Source organism: Sphingobium sp. KKT206, from assembly GCF_055640555.1.
The window spans coordinates 2,619,462-2,638,001 of the sequence record NZ_CM145764.1 but is presented as its reverse complement, the minus strand read 5'-3'; the positions used below and the strand labels follow the sequence as shown (position 1 = coordinate 2,638,001).

16 protein-coding genes, 1 tRNA gene and 1 riboswitch are annotated in these 18,540 nt (G+C 62.9%); of the genes, 1 reads left to right on the top strand and 16 read right to left on the bottom strand.

Features of this window, described 5'->3' with window-relative positions; all coding sequences use genetic code 11:
• Positions 1 to 2: 2 nt before the first annotated feature.
• The 7 genes from hisC to ACZ2HM_RS12735 form a co-directional block, all read right to left on the bottom strand.
• Positions 3 to 1,100, bottom strand: a complete 1,098-nt coding sequence (hisC, locus tag ACZ2HM_RS12765; RefSeq protein WP_037477323.1) for a histidinol-phosphate transaminase — start codon at positions 1,098 to 1,100, stop codon at positions 3 to 5.
• Positions 1,101 to 2,514: 1,414 nt separating this feature from the next.
• A complete protein-coding gene (locus ACZ2HM_RS12760; protein WP_470425379.1) occupies positions 2,515 to 3,624 on the bottom strand; it encodes a Gfo/Idh/MocA family protein in 1,110 nt (369 codons plus the stop codon).
• 78 nt (positions 3,625 to 3,702) lie between these two features.
• Positions 3,703 to 3,921, bottom strand: a complete 219-nt coding sequence (locus ACZ2HM_RS12755; RefSeq protein WP_037473503.1) for a hypothetical protein — start codon at positions 3,919 to 3,921, stop codon at positions 3,703 to 3,705.
• 23 nt (positions 3,922 to 3,944) lie between these two features.
• Complete coding sequence (locus tag ACZ2HM_RS12750) at positions 3,945 to 5,147, bottom strand: zinc-dependent alcohol dehydrogenase (RefSeq protein ID WP_470425378.1); 1,203 nt, start codon at positions 5,145 to 5,147, stop codon at positions 3,945 to 3,947.
• Positions 5,147 to 5,722: an SRPBCC family protein gene (locus tag ACZ2HM_RS12745; RefSeq protein WP_037473500.1), complete on the bottom strand. Its 576-nt coding sequence runs from the start codon at positions 5,720 to 5,722 to the stop codon at positions 5,147 to 5,149. The genes ACZ2HM_RS12750 and ACZ2HM_RS12745 overlap by 1 nt, the downstream gene beginning before the upstream one ends.
• A 73-nt stretch (positions 5,723 to 5,795) precedes the next feature.
• A complete protein-coding gene (locus tag ACZ2HM_RS12740; protein ID WP_470425377.1) occupies positions 5,796 to 6,299 on the bottom strand; it encodes a YciE/YciF ferroxidase family protein in 504 nt (167 codons plus the stop codon).
• Positions 6,300 to 6,458: 159 nt separating this feature from the next.
• Positions 6,459 to 6,545: transfer RNA gene (locus ACZ2HM_RS12735), tRNA-Leu, on the bottom strand.
• Positions 6,546 to 6,680: 135 nt separating this feature from the next.
• Between ACZ2HM_RS12735 and ACZ2HM_RS12730 the strand changes: the two genes are divergently transcribed.
• Positions 6,681 to 7,193, top strand: coding sequence for a hypothetical protein (locus ACZ2HM_RS12730; protein ID WP_470425376.1), 513 nt, complete (start codon positions 6,681 to 6,683; stop codon positions 7,191 to 7,193).
• Positions 7,194 to 7,197: 4 nt separating this feature from the next.
• On the opposite strand, the gene gltB is transcribed toward ACZ2HM_RS12730, so the two are convergent.
• The 9 genes from gltB to ACZ2HM_RS12685 all read right to left on the bottom strand — a co-directional run bounded on the left by gltB (position 7,198) and on the right by ACZ2HM_RS12685 (position 18,536).
• Entirely contained in the window at positions 7,198 to 11,736 is a 4,539-nt protein-coding gene (gene gltB / locus ACZ2HM_RS12725; protein WP_470425375.1) for a glutamate synthase large subunit, read from the bottom strand.
• Between the two features lie 102 nt (positions 11,737 to 11,838).
• A complete protein-coding gene (locus ACZ2HM_RS12720; RefSeq protein WP_069065557.1) occupies positions 11,839 to 13,284 on the bottom strand; it encodes an NAD(P)-dependent oxidoreductase in 1,446 nt (481 codons plus the stop codon).
• 165 nt (positions 13,285 to 13,449) lie between these two features.
• The gene (locus tag ACZ2HM_RS12715) at positions 13,450 to 14,259 is read right to left on the bottom strand and encodes an undecaprenyl-diphosphate phosphatase (RefSeq protein ID WP_037475948.1); all 810 of its coding nucleotides are present in this window, start codon (positions 14,257 to 14,259) and stop codon (positions 13,450 to 13,452) included.
• A 216-nt stretch (positions 14,260 to 14,475) separates the two neighbouring features.
• Positions 14,476 to 15,402: a complex I NDUFA9 subunit family protein gene (locus ACZ2HM_RS12710; RefSeq protein WP_470425374.1), complete on the bottom strand. Its 927-nt coding sequence runs from the start codon at positions 15,400 to 15,402 to the stop codon at positions 14,476 to 14,478.
• Between the two features lie 233 nt (positions 15,403 to 15,635).
• Positions 15,636 to 16,214 carry a TMEM165/GDT1 family protein gene (locus ACZ2HM_RS12705; RefSeq protein ID WP_470425373.1) on the bottom strand — a complete coding sequence of 193 codons (579 nt, stop codon included), beginning with the start codon at positions 16,212 to 16,214 and terminating at the stop codon, positions 15,636 to 15,638.
• 17 nt (positions 16,215 to 16,231) lie between these two features.
• A riboswitch (yybP-ykoY riboswitch) is annotated at positions 16,232 to 16,419 on the bottom strand.
• Positions 16,420 to 16,453: 34 nt separating this feature from the next.
• Positions 16,454 to 16,873: a hypothetical protein gene (locus ACZ2HM_RS12700; protein ID WP_470425372.1), complete on the bottom strand. Its 420-nt coding sequence runs from the start codon at positions 16,871 to 16,873 to the stop codon at positions 16,454 to 16,456.
• Positions 16,874 to 16,946: 73 nt separating this feature from the next.
• Positions 16,947 to 17,486 (bottom strand): hypothetical protein, encoded by a 540-nt coding sequence (locus ACZ2HM_RS12695; RefSeq protein WP_333971294.1) that lies wholly within the window; start codon positions 17,484 to 17,486, stop codon positions 16,947 to 16,949.
• Between the two features lie 13 nt (positions 17,487 to 17,499).
• On the bottom strand, positions 17,500 to 18,054 hold the full coding sequence (locus ACZ2HM_RS12690) for a demethoxyubiquinone hydroxylase family protein (RefSeq protein WP_333971296.1): 555 nt from the start codon (positions 18,052 to 18,054) through the stop codon (positions 17,500 to 17,502).
• Positions 18,051 to 18,536, bottom strand: a complete 486-nt coding sequence (locus ACZ2HM_RS12685; RefSeq protein ID WP_470425371.1) for a disulfide bond formation protein B — start codon at positions 18,534 to 18,536, stop codon at positions 18,051 to 18,053. Before ACZ2HM_RS12685 ends, ACZ2HM_RS12690 begins: the two co-directional genes overlap by 4 nt.
• Positions 18,537 to 18,540: the final 4 nt, after the last annotated feature.

Sequence of the window (18,540 nt, the reverse complement as noted above, 5' to 3'; positions counted from 1 at the left end):
TATCAGGCCGCTTCCGCCATGGCGCGCAGCTTTGCGGCGACGGCGCGGGTCTGCGCCTTCGTGCCGATGGTGATGCGCAGGCCGTTGGGCAGCCCCTGGCCGGGCAGCCAGCGGGTCGCATAGCCCTCGTCCCACAACCCCTTCATCGCCGCTTCGGCGGTCAGCTTGCCGTCGAACAGGATCAGCAGGAAATTGGTCTTGCTCGGCACCACGCGCAGGCCGTGGTTGGACAAGGCGCCGATTTCGCCCGCCAGCCATTCGCGCCAACGCGCATTATGCGTCCGGCTCGATTCGACCCAGGCGCTGTCGTTGATCGCGGCGATGGCGGCGGCCTGTCCCGCCGTCGTCACATTGAACGGCGCGCGGATGCGGTGGAGAATTTCGATGATCGCCGGGCAGGCATAGCCCCAGCCGATGCGCTCGGCGGCCAGACCATAGATTTTCGAGAAGGTGCGCGTGACCAATATGTTGGTGGCATTCTTCGCCAGGTCCAGGCCGCCATCATCCTCGCCCGCATCGAGATATTCGGCATAGGCCTGGTCCAGCACCAGCAATATGTCGGGGCGCAGACCCGCATGCAGCCGGGCAATCTCCTCGCGGCCGGTCATCGTGCCGGTGGGGTTATTGGGGTTGGCGAGGAACACGACCTTGGTCTTGTCGGTCACCGCAGCCAGCAGCGCGTCCACGTCGGTCGCATAGTCCTTGTCGGGCGCGATCACCGGCGTCGCGCCGACCCGGCGGGCCGCGATGTCATAGACCGCAAAACCATAGCGCACATAGAGGATTTCATCGCCCGGCCCGGCATAGGCGGAGGCGGCAATATGCAGCAGTTCGTCCGACCCCGTGCCATAGATGATCTGCGCCGGGTCCAACCCATGCACCGCGCCGATCGCCTCGCGCAACCGGGTCGCGGCGGGATCGGGATAGCTGGCAAGATCGGCGGTCGCCGCAACCAGCGCGGCCCGCGCGGCGGCGCCAGTGCCCAGCGGATTTTCATTGGCCGACAGCTTGATCAGCGGGCGGCCATCGTCGGCGGCGGATTTACCGGGGATATAGGGCGAAATGCCCAGGATCCAGTCCTTGGGAGCGGGATATGTCATGCCCGCGCTTTAACGCCTTCCGCGCCAAAGGCAAAGCGGCAGACCGCTTGGGGGTTTTGGGGTGTTCAGGGTCACAGGGTGAAATTCACACCGTTGCAGGGTGCATTTTTGGGGTGGATTGGTCCGAATTGTACCGGGGAAGCCATGGCAACGTCCCGGCGACGCAACAGCGACGCGACAGTGATGCGCCATGCATGCGACATCGACGCGACGGGGGTCGGTAGAGGGCGGTGTGGAAAGGGCAGAGGACTGGCGCATCGCAGAGGATAGACCAGAGAAAATCCTACATTGAAAGGGGGGACAAGGCGGCGGCGACTGGCCTTAGGGGTGTGGTGTCGAGGCGGGCAGTCTGCCTTTTTCGACCGTGGCGCTGGCCCATCCCCCGATCGGGGTAAACAGCGCCCCGCGCTGTTTAGGGCAATCCGGGAAATTGCCCGACCCCGATCGCCCCTCCCGCCTGCGGGAGGGGGAGCAAGACTTGCCGGTATGTAGCGCGGTGGGTTTTTGCCCTAAAATCCTCACCTCCATCACTAAGTGGGGGAAGGGTGTAACCCTATAGAGAGGGCGACACCCCTCCGTCTGGCTACGCCAGCCACCTCCCCTGCCAGGGGAGGATGAATGAAAACAGCCGAAGCTGTATAAAAACGTGTGGCTACGAACGAAATGAACAATTTTAGAATTAGTGTGATCCCCATCGCGCATAGAAATTATCCTGCGTCAGTATCGTGTAAACCAAAGTTGTGCGGAAGAGCATGTCATTGTCGTGTTTACACAATCTCGACCACAATGGGACGTCACCCCGGACTTGATCCGGGGTCCCGCTATTTGTGCGGAGAAAAGCGGGATGCCGGGTCAAGCCCGGCATGACGAAGGAGGAATGGGAATGAACGGTCATTTTGTGGACCTTCAGGTGACAGGCTGGCACTTGATGGTGATGCGGCTGTGGCCGCCTCTTGGCCCTGGCGGCAAGCGAGGGATGTACCAGCGGTCACTAGTTCCCAAGCGACGAAAGAGCGCACCGCATGTCAGTCTATCGGGGGTGGGTTCGCCAAGATATATTGTAACACCACCGTCTCGAAGAAGTGAAAACTCGCAGCGAAGCAACTTTTGGCCACCGCTGCAAAGCAGATTCTGAATGTGCAGTTGAGGTGCGGCGGCGACTTCGCTTCCCGCATTTGCCCAGCGAGCAGCGAGTTCGTTGCCGTTTCCGATTAGGGCATTCGATTGAAGGTCACTCCAGATTTCTGCGCGAAGTTCCCCCGCAAGTGCTTCTTCAGGATGAGCCATCTGAATATCTGGGGTTGGCGAATGGGCGCATCCCGACCCAATAGCCGAAACGAAAGATAGCAGAATGAAGGTGCGCGTCATCGCGCAGGGTTGTACCAAACAAATGTCCCCAACCCACCCCTTTCCCTCATGCCTTCAAACTCACCCGGCGGCCCTCGCGGGCGGAGCGGTAGATGGCTTCGATGACGCGGAGGTCGGCCAGGCCCTCTTCGCCGGGTACGATGACGGGCGTGCCGTTCAGCACCGCTTGCGCGAGATGGTCGAGCTGGCTTGCAAATTGCGTTTTGGGCGATGGCGGCAGGGTGCGGTCGGTGACTTTGCCGTCCTTGCGGATGCGGATCGCATGGCCGCTATAAGGGGTGGCGGGTTCCATATTGATCCACCCTTGCGTGCCGATCACGCGATAGCTGTTATGCGCCGAGCTATAGCTGGACACGCAGGTCGCCTCGATCCCCGACGGGAAGCGCAGCAGGAAGGTGATGCGGTCCTCCACGGTGCGGAAGCGCGGGTCGGCGCGGTCGGTCGACTCGATCGCCATGACGTCCACCGGTTCCTCACCGGTCAGATAGCGCACGGCATTGAGGCTGTAGATGCCGATATCCATCAGCGATCCGCCGCCCGACAGGGGCTTGTCCAGTCGCCATTGGCCCGGCTGAATGGGGAAGCCATGTTCGGCGGTGATGATCCGAGTCGGCCCGACATGGCCGCCGCGCGCCAGCTCGATTGCCAGCTGATTATGGGGTTCGAAGCGCGATCGATAGCCGATCATCAGCTTCTTGCCCGCCGTTCGGCAGGCGACGATCATCGCCTCGCATTCGGCGACCGATATCGCCATCGGCTTTTCGCATAGCATATGCTTGCCCGCCCGCGCCGCGCGGATCGTATATTCGGCGTGCATGCTATTGGGCAGGATGATGTAGACCGCGTCGATATCGGGATTGTCGGCGATGCGGTCGAACGTCTCATAGCTGTAGTGATGCGTTTTGGGCACGCCATATTGCGCGCCATATTGTTCCAGCTTGGCCGGGGTACCGCTGACCAAGGCGCTGATCCGGGCATGGTCGCATCCGGCGAAGGCGGGCATGATCTGCTTGGTGGCGTAAGAACCCAGCCCGACGATCGCATAGCCGAGCTTGCGGCCGGGCGTGGCCGCCAGTGCGGGCATGCCCGCCGCTGCGATGCCAAGGCCGACCCCGGCCATCAAGGTCCGTCGCGTCACGATGCCTTCGTCCGTCATGCTCATCTCCCAAGGGTCGGTTTGCCGATCTGAGCCGAGAATAACCCATACAAATGGCAAAGCCCACCCTTTTGCTGATCAGTCCGGCCGAGAGTCGGCGCGATCGCGCGCCGGATAATCCTCCGGTGTCACCGTGCCGACATTCGGTCGATCCTCGACATCTTCCTGCGGCTTTCCGCCGCGGGTCCGGGGATCGGGATCGTCATCGCTGGGGATGACGTCGCCCATTGGTCCCCGGCGGGGCATCTCTTCGTCCTGGGCGGCGGCGGGATCGCGCCCGTTTTCATTGCCTGGCATAGTCTGTCTCCAATATGTTTCGGCTATTCTGCCGCGATGGCCGACGAAGGCGCAAAATCGGGTTTCAGGACGATCTTGGTCACTTCATTCCGATTGTCGTGAAACATCTTGTAGCCTTTGGGCGCGTCTTCCAGGCTCATGCGATGGGAAATGAGGAAGGTCGTGTCGATCTGGCCTTCGACGATCGCGTTGAGCAGCGCGGGCATATAATGTTGCACGCTGGTCTGGCCGGTCTTGAGCGTCAGGCCCTTTTCCATGAATGCGCCCAAGGGGAATTTATCGACAAAGCCGCCATAGACGGCGGGCATCGACACGCGGCCGCCCTTGCGGCAGGCGTGGATCGCCTGGCGGATCGAATGGATGCGGTCGGTGCCCAGGAACAGGGACGCCTTGATCTGATCGACGACATTATCGACGAAGAAACCATGGGCTTCGAGGCCGACCGCATCGATGACTGCGTCGGGACCGATGCCGCCGGTCATTTCCATCAGCGCTTCATAGGTTTTCGATTCCTCGAAATTGATCGTTTCGGCGCCGAAGCGTCTGGCCAGTTCCAGCCGGTGCGGGAAATGGTCGATCGCGATGACGCGATGCGCGCCCATGAGGAAAGCCGATTGCACCGCGAAAAGGCCGACCGGGCCGCAGCCCCAGACGGCGACAGTATCGCCGGGTTCGATGTCGGCATTTTCCGCCGCCTGCCATCCGGTGGGCAGGATGTCCGACAGGAACAGGACTTGCTCATCGGTGAGGCCGTCCGGCACGACGATCGGGCCGACATCGCTGAACGGCACGCGGACATATTCGGCCTGGCCCCCGGCATAGCCGCCGGTCAGATGGCTGTAGCCGAACAGGCCGGACATGGGTTGGCCATACATTTCCTGGCCGATGTCCTGATTGTCCGCCGGATTGCCATTGTCGCACGCGGAATATTGATGCTTGCCGCAATGATAGCAGCTGCCACAGGCGATGGTGAAGGGGACGACAACGCGCTGACCTTTCTTGAGCGTCGATCCGGGGCCGGTTTCGACCACTTCGCCCATGAACTCATGGCCGAGAATATCGCCCGCCTGCATGGTGGGGATATAACCGTCATAGAGATGCAGGTCGGAGCCGCAGATGGCGGTGGATGTGATCTTGATGATCGCGTCGCGCGGATTGAGGATTTCGGGATCGTCGACCGTGTCGACGCGCACGTCATGTTTGCCGTGCCAGGTGAGGGCGCGCATCAGGCTTTCTCCTCCTGCAATTGCTTTTGGGTCCAGGCGGCCGTGGCGATTTCGCCGGTTTCCATCAGTTGCTTGAACCGGCGAAGGTCGCGCCGCGCCTGGATGGCGGGTTCGCTCTGGAACAATTTGGCGACGACCTTGCCGATGATGCCGGCGGGCGGGTCATAGGCGATCGTCGCGGTGACGATGGTGCCGCGGTCGCCCGCGTCGCGAAATTCGATGCGGCCACTATTGGGGACGTCGGCGTCATCGGTCGAGGCCCAGGCGATCAGTTCGCCTTCGCGCTTGTCCGTGATGACGGCATCCCATTCGACGGTCTTGCCCGCCGGTGCCTTGACCACCCAATGGGATCGGGTGTCGGACAGCATGTCGATCCGTTCGACATTGTCCATGAAGGCCGGCAGGTTGGTGAGGTCCGCCCAATAGGCGAACAATTCGGCGCGCGGGCGATTGATGGTGACCGTTCGGCCGAGCAGCGTGTCGCCTTTGGGTTGGGGCAGCGTATCCACGTCCTGCGTGCGCACCTCTTTGTCCTTGGAGGTGGTCGCGGGGGCGTCATCCTGTGCAATCGTCATGGCTGTTCTCCTGTCGTCATGTGCAGACGGGAAGGGGCCATCCGCCCGGACGAGCCGGGCGGACGGCGCGCGATCAGGCGTCTTCGGCCTCCAGATTGACCGACGTTTCCGCAAGTTTCGTCATGAAGGCGTCGCTTGCGTAGATGTCCTTGGTCGCGTCGCGCAGCTTCTTATCGTCGTCCTTGAGGCCGAGCGCCTTGGCGAAGGCAGCAGCGGTGCCGAACCCGGCGATGCCATAATGGGTCATGCGCTGATATTGCGCGATGATGAGGACATCGAGGACAGGGCCTTTGTCCGGCCCTTCTTCGATCACATGCTTGATCGCTTCGGCGGCGAGGCCTTCCATGCCCTTGCAATGGTCCTTGGAGACTTTCTCATCCTGACCGGCGATCAATTCTTTGAGGATCGCGGTGTGGCTGGCGATGCCCTCCTGGCTCTTCGTCAGCATGTCCTTGAGCGCGGCGTCGCTGGCTTTGGCTGTGATTTTCTTGATGACCTTGAGCATCTGGTCGTTCGCGGACCAAAGGTCTTTCAGTTCGTCGATATAGACGTCTTGCAGGCTTTCAGGGGTCGACATCGCGGTTCTCCACATCGCCGGACGGGATGTCCAACATGGGCGTGGAGCGCGTGGGGGCGAGGCGCGGTTCCTGCAAAACCGCCCAACATGATCTGGATCAGTGCGTTTGTTGGTGGCGCCTCAGGCGTATCGATCACGATAAACTGACAGGGGGTAGGGTGGTGCGGTCGAGAAGACTCGAACTTCCACGGCCTTTCGGCCACAACGACCTCAACGTTGCGCGTCTACCAGTTCCGCCACGACCGCACACTCAAAGGGAAACCGGCAGGGCCGGCATCTGGTAGGCGGTGGCCATTAGCAAAGGCTTTTGCCCCATGCAACAACCTATCTGCATCTGCGTTATGATTGATGAGATTGGGTCGGTATAATGATTGTGGGAAGGTGAGGCGCGCGATGCCGGGGCAATGGTGGATGATGTCGGGCATGACCGTGGCGGCATCGGTCGCGATGGGACTGGGGCTGGGAAGCTATGTCACCAGCCCGCAGAAAACAGCCGTTCCCGCCGAGGAATGGACCCCGGACGACGATAATGCCTATGTCGAAGCGGGACGTACCGCGTCGATATTCGGAGACAGCGGCACAAGCGACCGGGGACCAGCGGTGATTCGCTGCACTGGCTGCGGTCCGACTTTGACGGAACGGCGCTTTGCCGCCGATATGGCCGGGATCGAAGGCAGCAGCGACCCGTACGTGCAGGATTATCTGGCGCAGGACCATCCAGCGACCGATGACTCGCTGATGATCGATACCGCATCGGAAAAGCCGGTCAGCAATCCGCGATTGGATCGGTTGAAAGTCGCTGTGGCCGACCCTGTGGTGAAGCCGGTGGCGATATCACCAGGGGCGGTGGTGCAGCCGATCATCGTGCCGACGATCGACCACAACCACCCCTGACCGCTTATTCCGCAGCAACGACTTCTGTTGGGGCGTCGCTGAGCGGGTGGGCGAGGCGCGTGATCATTTCCTTCGGGCACACCTGCCAGAAATAGCGACGCCAGCGATCCCAATCATCCAATATGGTGTTCGACCATTTGCTGTCGGTCGACACCGCATGCTGGGTGATCAGCGCTTTCAGCTCCGCTTCCCAATGCGCGCTTTCCAGCCGCTGCCAGACGATGCCTTCGGGGTTGGCGCGCGACGGGAAGCTACCATCTTCGTCGAGGATGAAGGCCATGCCGCCGGTCATGCCCGCGCCGAAATTGGCCCCGGTCTTGCCCAGAATGACCGCCGTGCCGCCGGTCATATATTCGCAGCCATTGGCACCGCAACCTTCGACCACGACCTGCGCACCCGAATTGCGGACAGCGAAGCGTTCACCGGCCTGGCCCGCCGCAAACAGCTTTCCGCTGGTCGCGCCATAGAGGACGGTGTTGCCCAATATGGTGTTGTCCTTGCTCGTGAGAGGACTGGAGACAGTCGTGCGCACGACGATGATGCCGCCGGACAGACCCTTGCCGACATAGTCATTGGCGTCGCCGAACACTTCAAGCGTGATGCCCTTGCACAGGAACGCGCCCAGCGACTGGCCCGCCGACCCGCGCAGCCGGACGGTCAGATGCCCGTCTGCCAGCGTCGACATGCCGAACTTGTCGGTCACCGCCGAGGAGAGCCGCGTGCCGACCGCACGGTGGGTGTTGCGCACCGTATAGGTCAGCTGCATTTTCTCGCCACGCTCGAACACGGCCTTGGCATCGCGCATCATCTGCGCGTCCAGGCTGTCGGGCACGTCGTTGCGCCATTGGGTCAGCGAAAAACGGCGCTGGTCGTCGGGGGCATCCACCTTGGCCAGGATCGGGTTGAGATCCAAGTCATCGAGATGCTCGGCCCCGCGATTGACCTGCTTGAGCAACTCCGTCCGCCCGATCACTTCGTCCAGGCTGCGGAAGCCCAGCCGCGCCAGCACTTCGCGCACTTCTTCGGCGATGAAGGTCATCAGGTTGATGACCTTTTCGGGCGTGCCCGTGAACTTCTGCCGCAGTTTTTCATCCTGCACGCACACGCCGACGGGGCAGGTGTTGCTGTGGCATTGGCGCACCATGATGCAGCCCATGGCGACGAGGCTGAGCGTGCCGATGCCGAACTCTTCCGCGCCCAGGATCGCGGCGATGACGATGTCGCGCCCGGTCTTGAGCCCGCCATCGGTGCGCAGCTTCACCCGATGCCGCAACCCGTTGAGAGTCAGCACCTGATTGGCTTCCGACAGGCCCATTTCCCAGGGCGTACCGGCATATTTGATGCTGGTCTGGGGGCTGGCGCCCGTCCCGCCGACATGGCCCGCGATCAGGATGACGTCGGCATGCGCCTTCGCCACGCCCGCCGCAACCGTGCCGATGCCCGCCTGGCTGACCAGCTTGACGCAGACCCGCGCACGCGGGTTGATCATCTTGCAGTCGTAGATGAGCTGGGCCAGATCCTCGATCGAGTAGATGTCGTGATGCGGCGGCGGCGAGATGAGCGTCACGCCGGGCGTCGAATGGCGCAGCTTGGCGATGAACTCGGTCACCTTGAAGCCGGGCAGCTGTCCGCCCTCGCCGGGCTTGGCGCCCTGGGCCACCTTGATCTCGATTTCTTCGGCCGATGCCAGATATTCGGCATGGACGCCGAACCTACCGCTAGCGATCTGCTTGATGACCGAATTGGCGTTGTCGCCATTTTCATAGGGCTTGAAGCGGTTGGCATCCTCGCCGCCTTCGCCGGACACGGCCTTGGCCCCGATCCGGTTCATGGCGATGGCCAGCGTCTCATGCGCTTCGGGCGACAGTGCGCCGAGCGACATGCCGGGCGTCACGAAGCGCTTGCGGATTTCGGTGGTGGCTTCCACCTCGTCGATCGGCACGGCTTCGCGGGCGAAGTTGAACTCCATAAGGTCGCGCAGATAGACGGGCGGCAAGTCGCGCACGCCGCGCGAAAATTGCAGATAGGTCGAATAGCTGTCGGTCCCGACCGCGGTCTGCAACAAGTGCATCAGCTGCGCCGAATAGGCATGCGCCTCGCCGCCGTCGCGCTGGCGGTAGAAGCCGCCGATCGGCAGGCGAACGACCGCGCTGTCGAAGGCTTTTTCGTGCCGCAGCATCGCGCTGTAATGCAGCGAGGCATAGCCTTCGCCCGAAATCTTCGCCGGCATGCCGGGGAAGAGATCATTGACGAGCGCGCGCGAAAGCCCGACCGCTTCGAAATTATAGCCGCCACGATAGCTGCTGATAACCGCGATGCCCATTTTGGACATGATCTTGAGCAGGCCTTCGTTGATGGCCGTGCGATAGCGTTCGAAACAGGCGTCGAGCGACAGATCGCCGAACAGGCCGCGCGCATGGCGATCGGCAATGCTGGCCTCGGCCAGATAGGCGTTTACCGTGGTCGCGCCGACGCCGATCAACACCGCGAAATAATGGGTGTCGACCGCTTCGGCACAGCGCACGTTGATCGACGCATAGGAGCGCAGCCCCTTGCGCACCAGATGGGTGTGGACTGCCGCCGCCGCCAGCACGCCCGCAATGGCAGCACGATCGGCATCGACATTTTCGTCGGTCAGGAAGATTTCGGTGCGGCCTTCGCGGACCGCCTGTTCGGCTTCCTCGCGGATGCGGGCGATCGCCGCACGCAACTGCTCCTGCCCGCCGCTGGCGGGGAAGGTGCAGTCGATCTGCGCCACCGCCGGGCCGAAATGCGCCTTCAACCGCGCCCATTCCGCGCTCGTCAGCACCGGCGATTCCAGCACCAGCACATGGCTGTTCTGCGCATCCTGCTCCAGGATATTGTGCAGGTTGGAAAAGCGCGTTTTCAGGCTCATCACATGCCGTTCGCGCAGCGGGTCGATCGGCGGGTTGGTGACCTGACTGAAATTCTGGCGGAAGAAATGGCTGATCGTGCGCGGCTTGTCGGAAATGACCGCCAGCGGCGTGTCGTCGCCCATCGATCCGATGGCTTCCTTCGAATCCTCGACCATGGGGGCGAGGATCAGTTCCAGATCCTCCAGCGTCAGATTGGCCGCCACCTGCCGCCGCGTCAGCTCCGCCTTGTCCCAGCCGGGCAGAGCAGTCGGCGCGTCGGTCAGGTCGTCGATCGCCATGAAATCCTTGATCAGCTCGCCATAGGGGCGCTCGCTCGCGATCCGATCCTTGATCGCGGCGTCGTCATACAGTTCGCCTTCCTGCAGGTCGATCGCGATCATCTGGCCCGGACCCATGCGGCCCTTGCGCACGATGGTCGTTTCGGGAACCACGACCATGCCGGTTTCCGATCCCACGATCAGCAGATTGTCGCCGGTCAGCGTGTAGCGCAGCGGGCGCAGCGCGTTGCGATCGACGCCTGCCACGACCCAGCGGCCATCGGTCATCGCCAGCGCGGCGGGGCCGTCCCACGGCTCCATGACGGAGGCGAGATATTCATACATGTCGGCGTGAGGCTTGGGCAGTTCGGCGCTTTCGCTCTGCCAGGCTTCGGGCACCAGCATCAGCTTGGCGGTCGGCGCATCGCGGCCAGAGCGGCAGATCGCCTCGAACACGGCGTCGAGCGCCGCAGTGTCGGACGCGCCTGCCGGGATCACCGGCTTGATGTCCTCCGACTGCTCGCCAAAGGCGAGGCTCGCCATCTTGATCTCGTGGCTCTTCATCCAATTCTTGTTGCCGCGGATCGTGTTGATCTCGCCATTATGGGCGAGCGTGCGGAACGGTTGGGCCAGCCACCATTGCGGGAAAGTGTTGGTCGAATAGCGCTGATGGAAGATGGCGACGCGGCTTTCGAACCGCTCATCCTGCAGGTCGGGATAGAAGACCGACAGCGATTCCGCGAGGAACAGCCCCTTGTAGATGATCGAGCGGCACGACAGCGAACAGACATAGAAGTCGTTGATCTGCGCGGCGATCACCTGCTTCTCAATCCGGCGGCGGATGAGGTAGAGATCCTTTTCGAACTCGGCCTGGTCGCGCTCTTCGGGCATTGGCCCGGCGATCATGATCTGCTCGATTTCAGGCCGCGTACGCTGCGCCTTCTCGCCGATGACGGATACGTCCACCGGCACCTGGCGCCAGCCATAGATGGTATAGCCCGCGTCGATGATCTCGCTCTCGACGATGGTGCGGCAGGTTTCCTGGGCGGACAGGTCGGTGCGCGGCAGGAAGATCATGCCGACGGCGAGGCGATTGGGCAGCGGCTTGTGGCCGGAGTCGGCAATAGCATCGTCAAAGAAGCGCACCGGCAGATCGACATGGATGCCAGCGCCATCGCCGGTCTTGCCATCGGCATCGACCGCGCCGCGATGCCACACGGCCTTCAGCGCATCGATCGCGGAGGCGACCACGCGGCGGCTGGGACGGCCATCAGTGGCGGCGACGAGGCCGACGCCGCAGGCATCGCCTTCCAGATCGGGATGATACATGCCCTCGGCGGCGATCCGCGCGCGTTCTTCGGGGCTTGCCATGAAGGGAGTGTCAGTCATGATCGCCATCCTATTCTTCCGTTCGGTTCGAGCTTGTCGAGAACCCCTGCGCCTCGTTCTCGACAAGCTCGAACCGAACGGGCTGGGGTGGAATGAGGGCGCTTAGGCCGCGACGCTTTCGCTGGTCTTGGCCTTGGCCTTGAGATATTTGTGCATATGCTCGGTCACATCGCGCCCATCGCGGATCGCCCACACTACCAGGCTTGCGCCGCGCACGATGTCGCCGGCTGCAAACACGCCATCCACGCTGGTCATCATCGTCTTGTGATCGACGCGCAGCGTGCCCCAGCGGGTGACCGACAGGTCGTCCGCGCCGAACAGCTTGGGCAGTTCTTCGGGGTCATAGCCCAGTGCCTTGATGACCAGATCGGCCTCTAGCGTATGTTCGCTGCCGGGATCGGGTTCGGGGGCGCGGCGGCCGGAGGCGTCGGGGGCACCCAGGCGCATCTTGGTGACCTTTACGCCGGTGACATGATCGGTGCCTTCGAATGCGATCGGCGCGGTCAGCCAGACGAATTCGACGCCTTCTTCCTCGGCATTGGCGACTTCGCGCTGCGATCCGGGCATATTGTCGCGGTCGCGGCGATAGAGGCATTTGACCGACTTCGCCCCCTGGCGGATCGCGGTGCGGACGCAGTCCATCGCGGTGTCGCCGCCGCCGATGACGACGACATTCTTGCCCGTGGCGAGCAGCGTGCCGTCTTCATGCTCCGGCACGGCATCGCCGAACCCGGCTTTGTTGGAGGCGGTGAGATAATCGAGCGCCTTGACCACGCCCGGCGCGCCTACGCCCGGCGCGCGGATGTCGCGCGGCTTGTAGACGCCGGTCGCGATCAGGATCGCGTCATGCTTCTCGCGCAGGGTTTCGAGCGTCGCGTCGCGGCCGACCTCGAAATTTTCTTGGAAGACGATGCCGCCATCCTTCAAGCGCTGGACGCGGCGCATGACGATGTCCTTTTCCAGCTTGAAGCCGGGGATGCCATAGGTCAGTAGCCCGCCGGCGCGATCATGCCGGTCATAGACATGCACCTCATGCCCCGCCGCGCGCAGATATTCCGCCGTGGTGAGACCCGCAGGCCCAGCGCCGATCACGCCGATCGACTGGCCGGTGGGCTTGCCCGCGACCAAGGGTTCGACCCAGCCTTCCTTCCAGGCGGTGTCGGTGATGTATTTTTCGACCGAGCCGATGGTGACGGCACCGTGCCCTGAAAATTCGATGACGCAATTGCCCTCGCACAGCCGATCCTGCGGGCAGATGCGGCCGCAGATTTCGGGCATGGTGCTGGTCAGGTTCGACAGTTCATAGGCTTCGCGCAGGCGGCCTTCGGCGGTCAGGCGCAGCCAGTCGGGGATGTGGTTGTGCAGCGGGCAATGGGTCGAGCAATAGGGAACGCCGCATTGCGAGCAGCGTGACGCTTGCTCCTCGGCCTTGTCCAGTATGAAGCTGCGGCTGATTTCCAGAAAATCGTCGGCGCGGTCGTCGGCTGCGCGCTTTTCCGGGTAGGCTTGTCCCTTGCCCACGAATTTCAGCATCGGATTGTCGGCCATCGCTCGCCCCTGACTAAAGTTTCAGCGGCGCGCATAGCATAAAAACCCGCAGAGTCACGCGGATTCTGATATTTAGGACAGTAATACTGACTATAAAATCGCGGTTATCGCGGTTAGTTGCGAAATGATCGCAACAAAGCGCGTGATAAATAGACCGTTTCGGCCCTATCTTGCGCCCAGCCAGATCAGGGCCGCAATCCCGGCGATGATTCGATACCAGGCGAAGGGGGCGAAGCCATGTTTTGACACCAGCCCCACGAACCAGCGAATGACCAGCAAGGCGACGATGAACGAGACGACAAAGCCCAGCGCGATGCTGTCCCAGCCGACCGCGGCGCTAGTGATCCGGTCGCCCTTCTTGATCAGTTCCAGCGCGGTCGCGCCCAGCATCGTCGGGATGGCGAGGAAGAAGCTGAACTCGGCCGCCGTGCGCCGCTCCACGCCCAGCATCAGCGCGCCCATGATGGTCGCGCCCGACCGGCTGACGCCGGGCACCATGGCCAGGCACTGGATGAAGCCGATCGCCAGCACGCGCACCATGGGAATATCGGCGATGCCGTGAAAACGCTGCTCCTTGACCGCCCGCTCGATCAACAGGATGGCGATGCCGCCGACGATCAACGCCCAAGCGACGATTTGCGGCGCACCCAGCATGATCTCGATATAGTCATGCAGCGCCAGGCCGATGACGGCCGAGGGGATGAAGGCGATCAGCAGATTGCGCAGGAAGCGCCAACTCACCGGCTCGCGCCGCAGCAGTCCCATGCCCACCGCCCAGAAAGTGCGCCAATAGAGCACTACCACCGCCAGGATCGCGCCCAGCTGGATCACGACGTTGAACATCGCCCAGGTCGCGGAATCATAGCCGAGCAATTCGCTGGCGAGGATAAGATGCCCGGTGGAGGACACCGGCAGAAACTCGGTCAGCCCCTCGACGATGCCGAGCAGGATGACGGTCAGATAATGCAGGTCCATGGGTTTCTTTCCAAACTCCTTCCTTTGCAGGAGGGATCGTCGCGAAATTCGTCATAGCCAGATTTTTACGTCATCCCCGCGAAGGCGGGGATCAATCTCCCTACCTGACATTATAGCGATAAGGCGGGAGATGGATTCCCGCCTGCGCGGGAATGACGATGGTATGGGCTGCTATCTATATTTCACCAAAATCCCCCTGCATGGGGGATGATGACGTCAGGCGCTGGCGCGACCGGCGAAGCGGCCATGTTTGCGGTAGCGGACCATCCACTTGTCGGCGACGCCGTCCATCGGCGTGGCGACGACGCCCAGCGCGTCGAGCCCCTTGGCGCCATCTGCCACGACATTGTCGCGGCCGAGCATCGCCAGCTGATCGCCGGTGATCGGGCCACCCGGCAACATCGTCAGCATTTTGGCGATGCCGTTTGGCACCTCCACCAGCGCCTTCTCGCGGCCGACCGCCTTGGCGATCCACTGGTTGATCTCGCGCATGCTCCTGACCTGCGGCCCGCCCAGTTCATAGGTTTCGCCACCATGGACGCCGGGCTGTTCCGCCGCATTGGCGATGGCGTGGGCGACATCAGCGACATAGACCGGCTGAAACTTTGTCGCCGCGCCGATCACCGGGATGACCGGCAGCATGCCGATGATCTCGGCAAAGCGGTTGAGGAATTGGTCTTCCGCGCCGAATATGATCGACGGGCGGATGATGGTCGCGGCCGGGAATGCGGCCTTGACCGCCGCTTCGCCCGCCGCCTTGGATCGGCCATAGGCGGACGGGCTTTCCGGGTCCGCGCCGATCGCCGACATATGCACGAGCGCGGTGACGCCAGCGTCCGCCGCGGCCTTGGCGACATTGGCCGCGCCGCGATGGTGGAAGGCGTCGAAGTCGCCCTTCAATATGCCGACCAGGTTGATGACGACATCGCTGCCCGCGATGGCGCGCGCCACGCTGGCGGGATTGCGGATGTCGGCGGCGATGAACTGGACTTGGCCAAGGCCCCCTAGCGGTTTGACCCGCAGCGCCGTGGAGGGATCGCGCTGTGCGATCCGCACCCGCGCGCCGCGCGCCAGCAGCGCCTGTGCCACCTGGCGACCGACAAAGCCGCCGCCACCGAACACCGTTACCAGACTGTCTTTCATCACCTGTCCCACGTCCGTTCGAAAAGGAATATGCTGGCTTTTCCCTTGCCCCAGCCGCGCGGCGCTGACAACCGCTTAGCGCGTGTTTGGAAATGCGCAAAAGGGCGCATTTCGAAGTCCGCACCGGCCCTCACCCCCACCCGGCCACCCATATGATACTGCCGTCGGGTGGCCGGGTGGGGGTGAGGGCCGGTGCGGAAGAATGCGCGAAGGCGCATTCCCAAATAAACGTCTTACCCGATCCAACCCTGAAGATCGGCGATCATCCACAGGCCAAGGATCAGGAACAGCAGCGCGGCGCCGACCTGCAATGCGCGCATCGGGACTTTTTTCGCCAGCGCTTCGCCGAACAATACGGCCGGGACATTGGCGACCATCATGCCCAGCGTCGTGCCCATCGTTACGGCAAGCAGATTGTCGAACCGCGCGCCGAGCGCAATCGTCGCCACCTGCGTCTTGTCGCCCATCTCGACCAGGAAGAAGGCGATCAGCGTGGTTATGAACACGCCCGCGCCGGATGGTGCCTTGAGCGGCGCATCTTCATCGATCTTGTCGGGCACCAATGTCCAGGCGGCCATGGCGATGAAGCTGATCGCTACCGCATAACGGAACCAGCCCTGCGTCAATATGCCAGCGATCGAATGGCCAAGCAGCGCTGCGAGGAAATGATTGGCCAGCGTCGCGAACAATATGCCCAGGATGATCGGCACAGGCTTTCGAAAGCGGGTGGCGAGCAACATGGCGAGCAATTGCGTCTTGTCGCCCATTTCGGCGAGCGCGACGAGGGCGGCGGAGGTGAACAGGGCTTCCATCAGGCATATCCGGGGCCGGGCGGAGGTGAATGACGCAATGCCACCGTCGTCCCCCGCCCGGCCGGGCATGGAACGTCGATGCCATTGGTCTCGCCTTACGCGGTCCTGCCCGCGTCCCTCATGCCATGACCTCTCGGCCAAATATGTTGACATAAGGCCCGTTCCATAGCGCGGAACGGCTGGCTACTCCCCAGATGACGGGTCGTGCTTAGGTCAAAGACGCAATTTGTGCAAGACGCTCAGGGTTCGCCACGGCTTTGCTGCATCCGCCGTTCGGCAAACCATTGTTCCAGCATCTTGGCGGTGCAGCCGGTGGCGCCATTGGCCCCGTTCACCGAACAGCTGTTGGGCAGATTCTGCCGCTGGACGCTTTCCATGGTGGCGACTTGGCTACCCCAGCCGGGGCCGCCCGATACGGCGGGCTTTTCGCGCAGCTTCTTGGGGATGCGATAACGCTCCGCCTCCGGCCTGCGCGCGCATACGACGATTTCGTCGCCTTCGCCCTGCGGGCAGGGATCATCGCCATAGACGAGAAGGTTGATGGTGCGTTCCGGTGGCGGTTCCGCCTGGGCGAACACCGGGGAGGACAGCAGCGGGGTCAGCAGCAGGCCGACCAGGGGAAGAACGACATGATGTCGCATGGGATCATATTCCTTCATACCCCTGTAGGAACCGGGGGTGCCCAAATCCCCGGCTGGTCGGTTTTGAGACGACGACCGATGCGTAAAACCGTCAGGGTTGCGTCGGACTATTGCTCTGTTGCTGTGCGGCCTTTTCCTCGGCCTTCACCCGTGCCTCGATCGCTTCGCTGTCCGCATCGATCGTGGACAGGCGCTTGGCGCGTTCGGCCTCGACCAGATCCTTCCAGCTGGCATTGTCGAGCGCCTGACGCTCAGCCTTGGCGAGCCGGGCGAGTTGAGCAAAACACCCGGTCGCCCCGCCGCCGCCCGATGGCGAGCAGCTTTCCGTGCCCGACCGTCCGACATATTCCATCGAGCGCACCCGTTCGCCCCAGGCCTGGTTGCTCGGCTTGTTGGGGTCGCCGCGCAGCGGTTCGGGTATGCGATAGCGTTCCGCTTCGCCCTTGCGCGCGCAGACGACGATTTCCTCGCCCTGGCTGGGCGGGCAGGCATCTTCGCCATAGACGATGACGATATTGACCTTCTCATTGTTCGGGTCGGTCACGGCGGTTGGCGCGGTCGGCTGTTGCGCCATGGCAGGGACGGCGGCGGCCAGCAGCGCCAGGGCTGCGATCATCGGGGTCTTGGTCATTCGTCCGTCCTTTTCAGATGCGTTTCGACAACGCGATGGCGGCCCGGCATCCCAGACGGATCGCGCCGGATAACAGGGGGTAGGCCGGTGCCTGTTCCGCGCCATGGGCCAGCGCGGCGTCACGATGCTCGACTTCCTCTGCCTGGAAATCCGCGATGGCCTCGGAGAGTTCCGCATCATCGGTGCCGAGTTGCTCTAACTGCTCGGCATAATGGCGGTCGATCTCGGTTTCGATGGCGGCGGTGCAGGCCATGGCGGCTTTCGGGCCGATGGCGGCGGTGACGGCACCAAGCGCGAAGCCTGCGACATTCCAGATCGGCGAAAGCGCCGTGGGACGCACGCCGCGCCGGGCGATCATGGCGTCGAACGTCGCGCGATGCCGTTCCTCCTGCGCCGCCATGCCCGCGATGATACGGGCATAGGGGTGGCGGTCGCCCATCACCGCCAACTGCCCGGCATAGATGCGGGTCGCGCCATATTCCCCCGCCTGATCGACGCGCAGCATGGAATCGCGCGCGCCATCGGGCAAGCGCTGGCCGGGGCGAGGAAAGTCGTTCGATCCGCTCATGCGTGACGTCCCTTCTTGCTTAGCAGTGTCAAGATGGCGACCGCGCCACCCAGCGACAAGAGGCCATTATAGCCTGCGAGCGAGATGCCCAGCAGGCTCCAGGGCGCGACGTCGCATCGCGTGATCGGCGTCGCCATGATCTGCGTCAATATGTCTGACGCGCTGCCGCCGGTCGGCGTGGTGGAGCAGGCGGTCAGCCCCTCCCACCAGCCATATTCGACGCCGGCATGAAACAGGCCGATGCCGCCGCTGATCGCGATGGCAATGGCGGCCAGTGCGGTGAAGATGGCGCTGGTCCGCGGCGTTGCCTTTGTCGCAAAGGCCAGCAACGCGAGCGGGATCGCGGCCATATGCGGATAACGCTGCCACCAGCACATTTCGCACGGGTGCAGACCGCCCATATATTGGGAGGCGTAGGCACCGCCCAACAGGGCGACGGGCAGCAACAGCGCGATGGCGCGGGCAAGGGGGAGTCTGCTCATCACC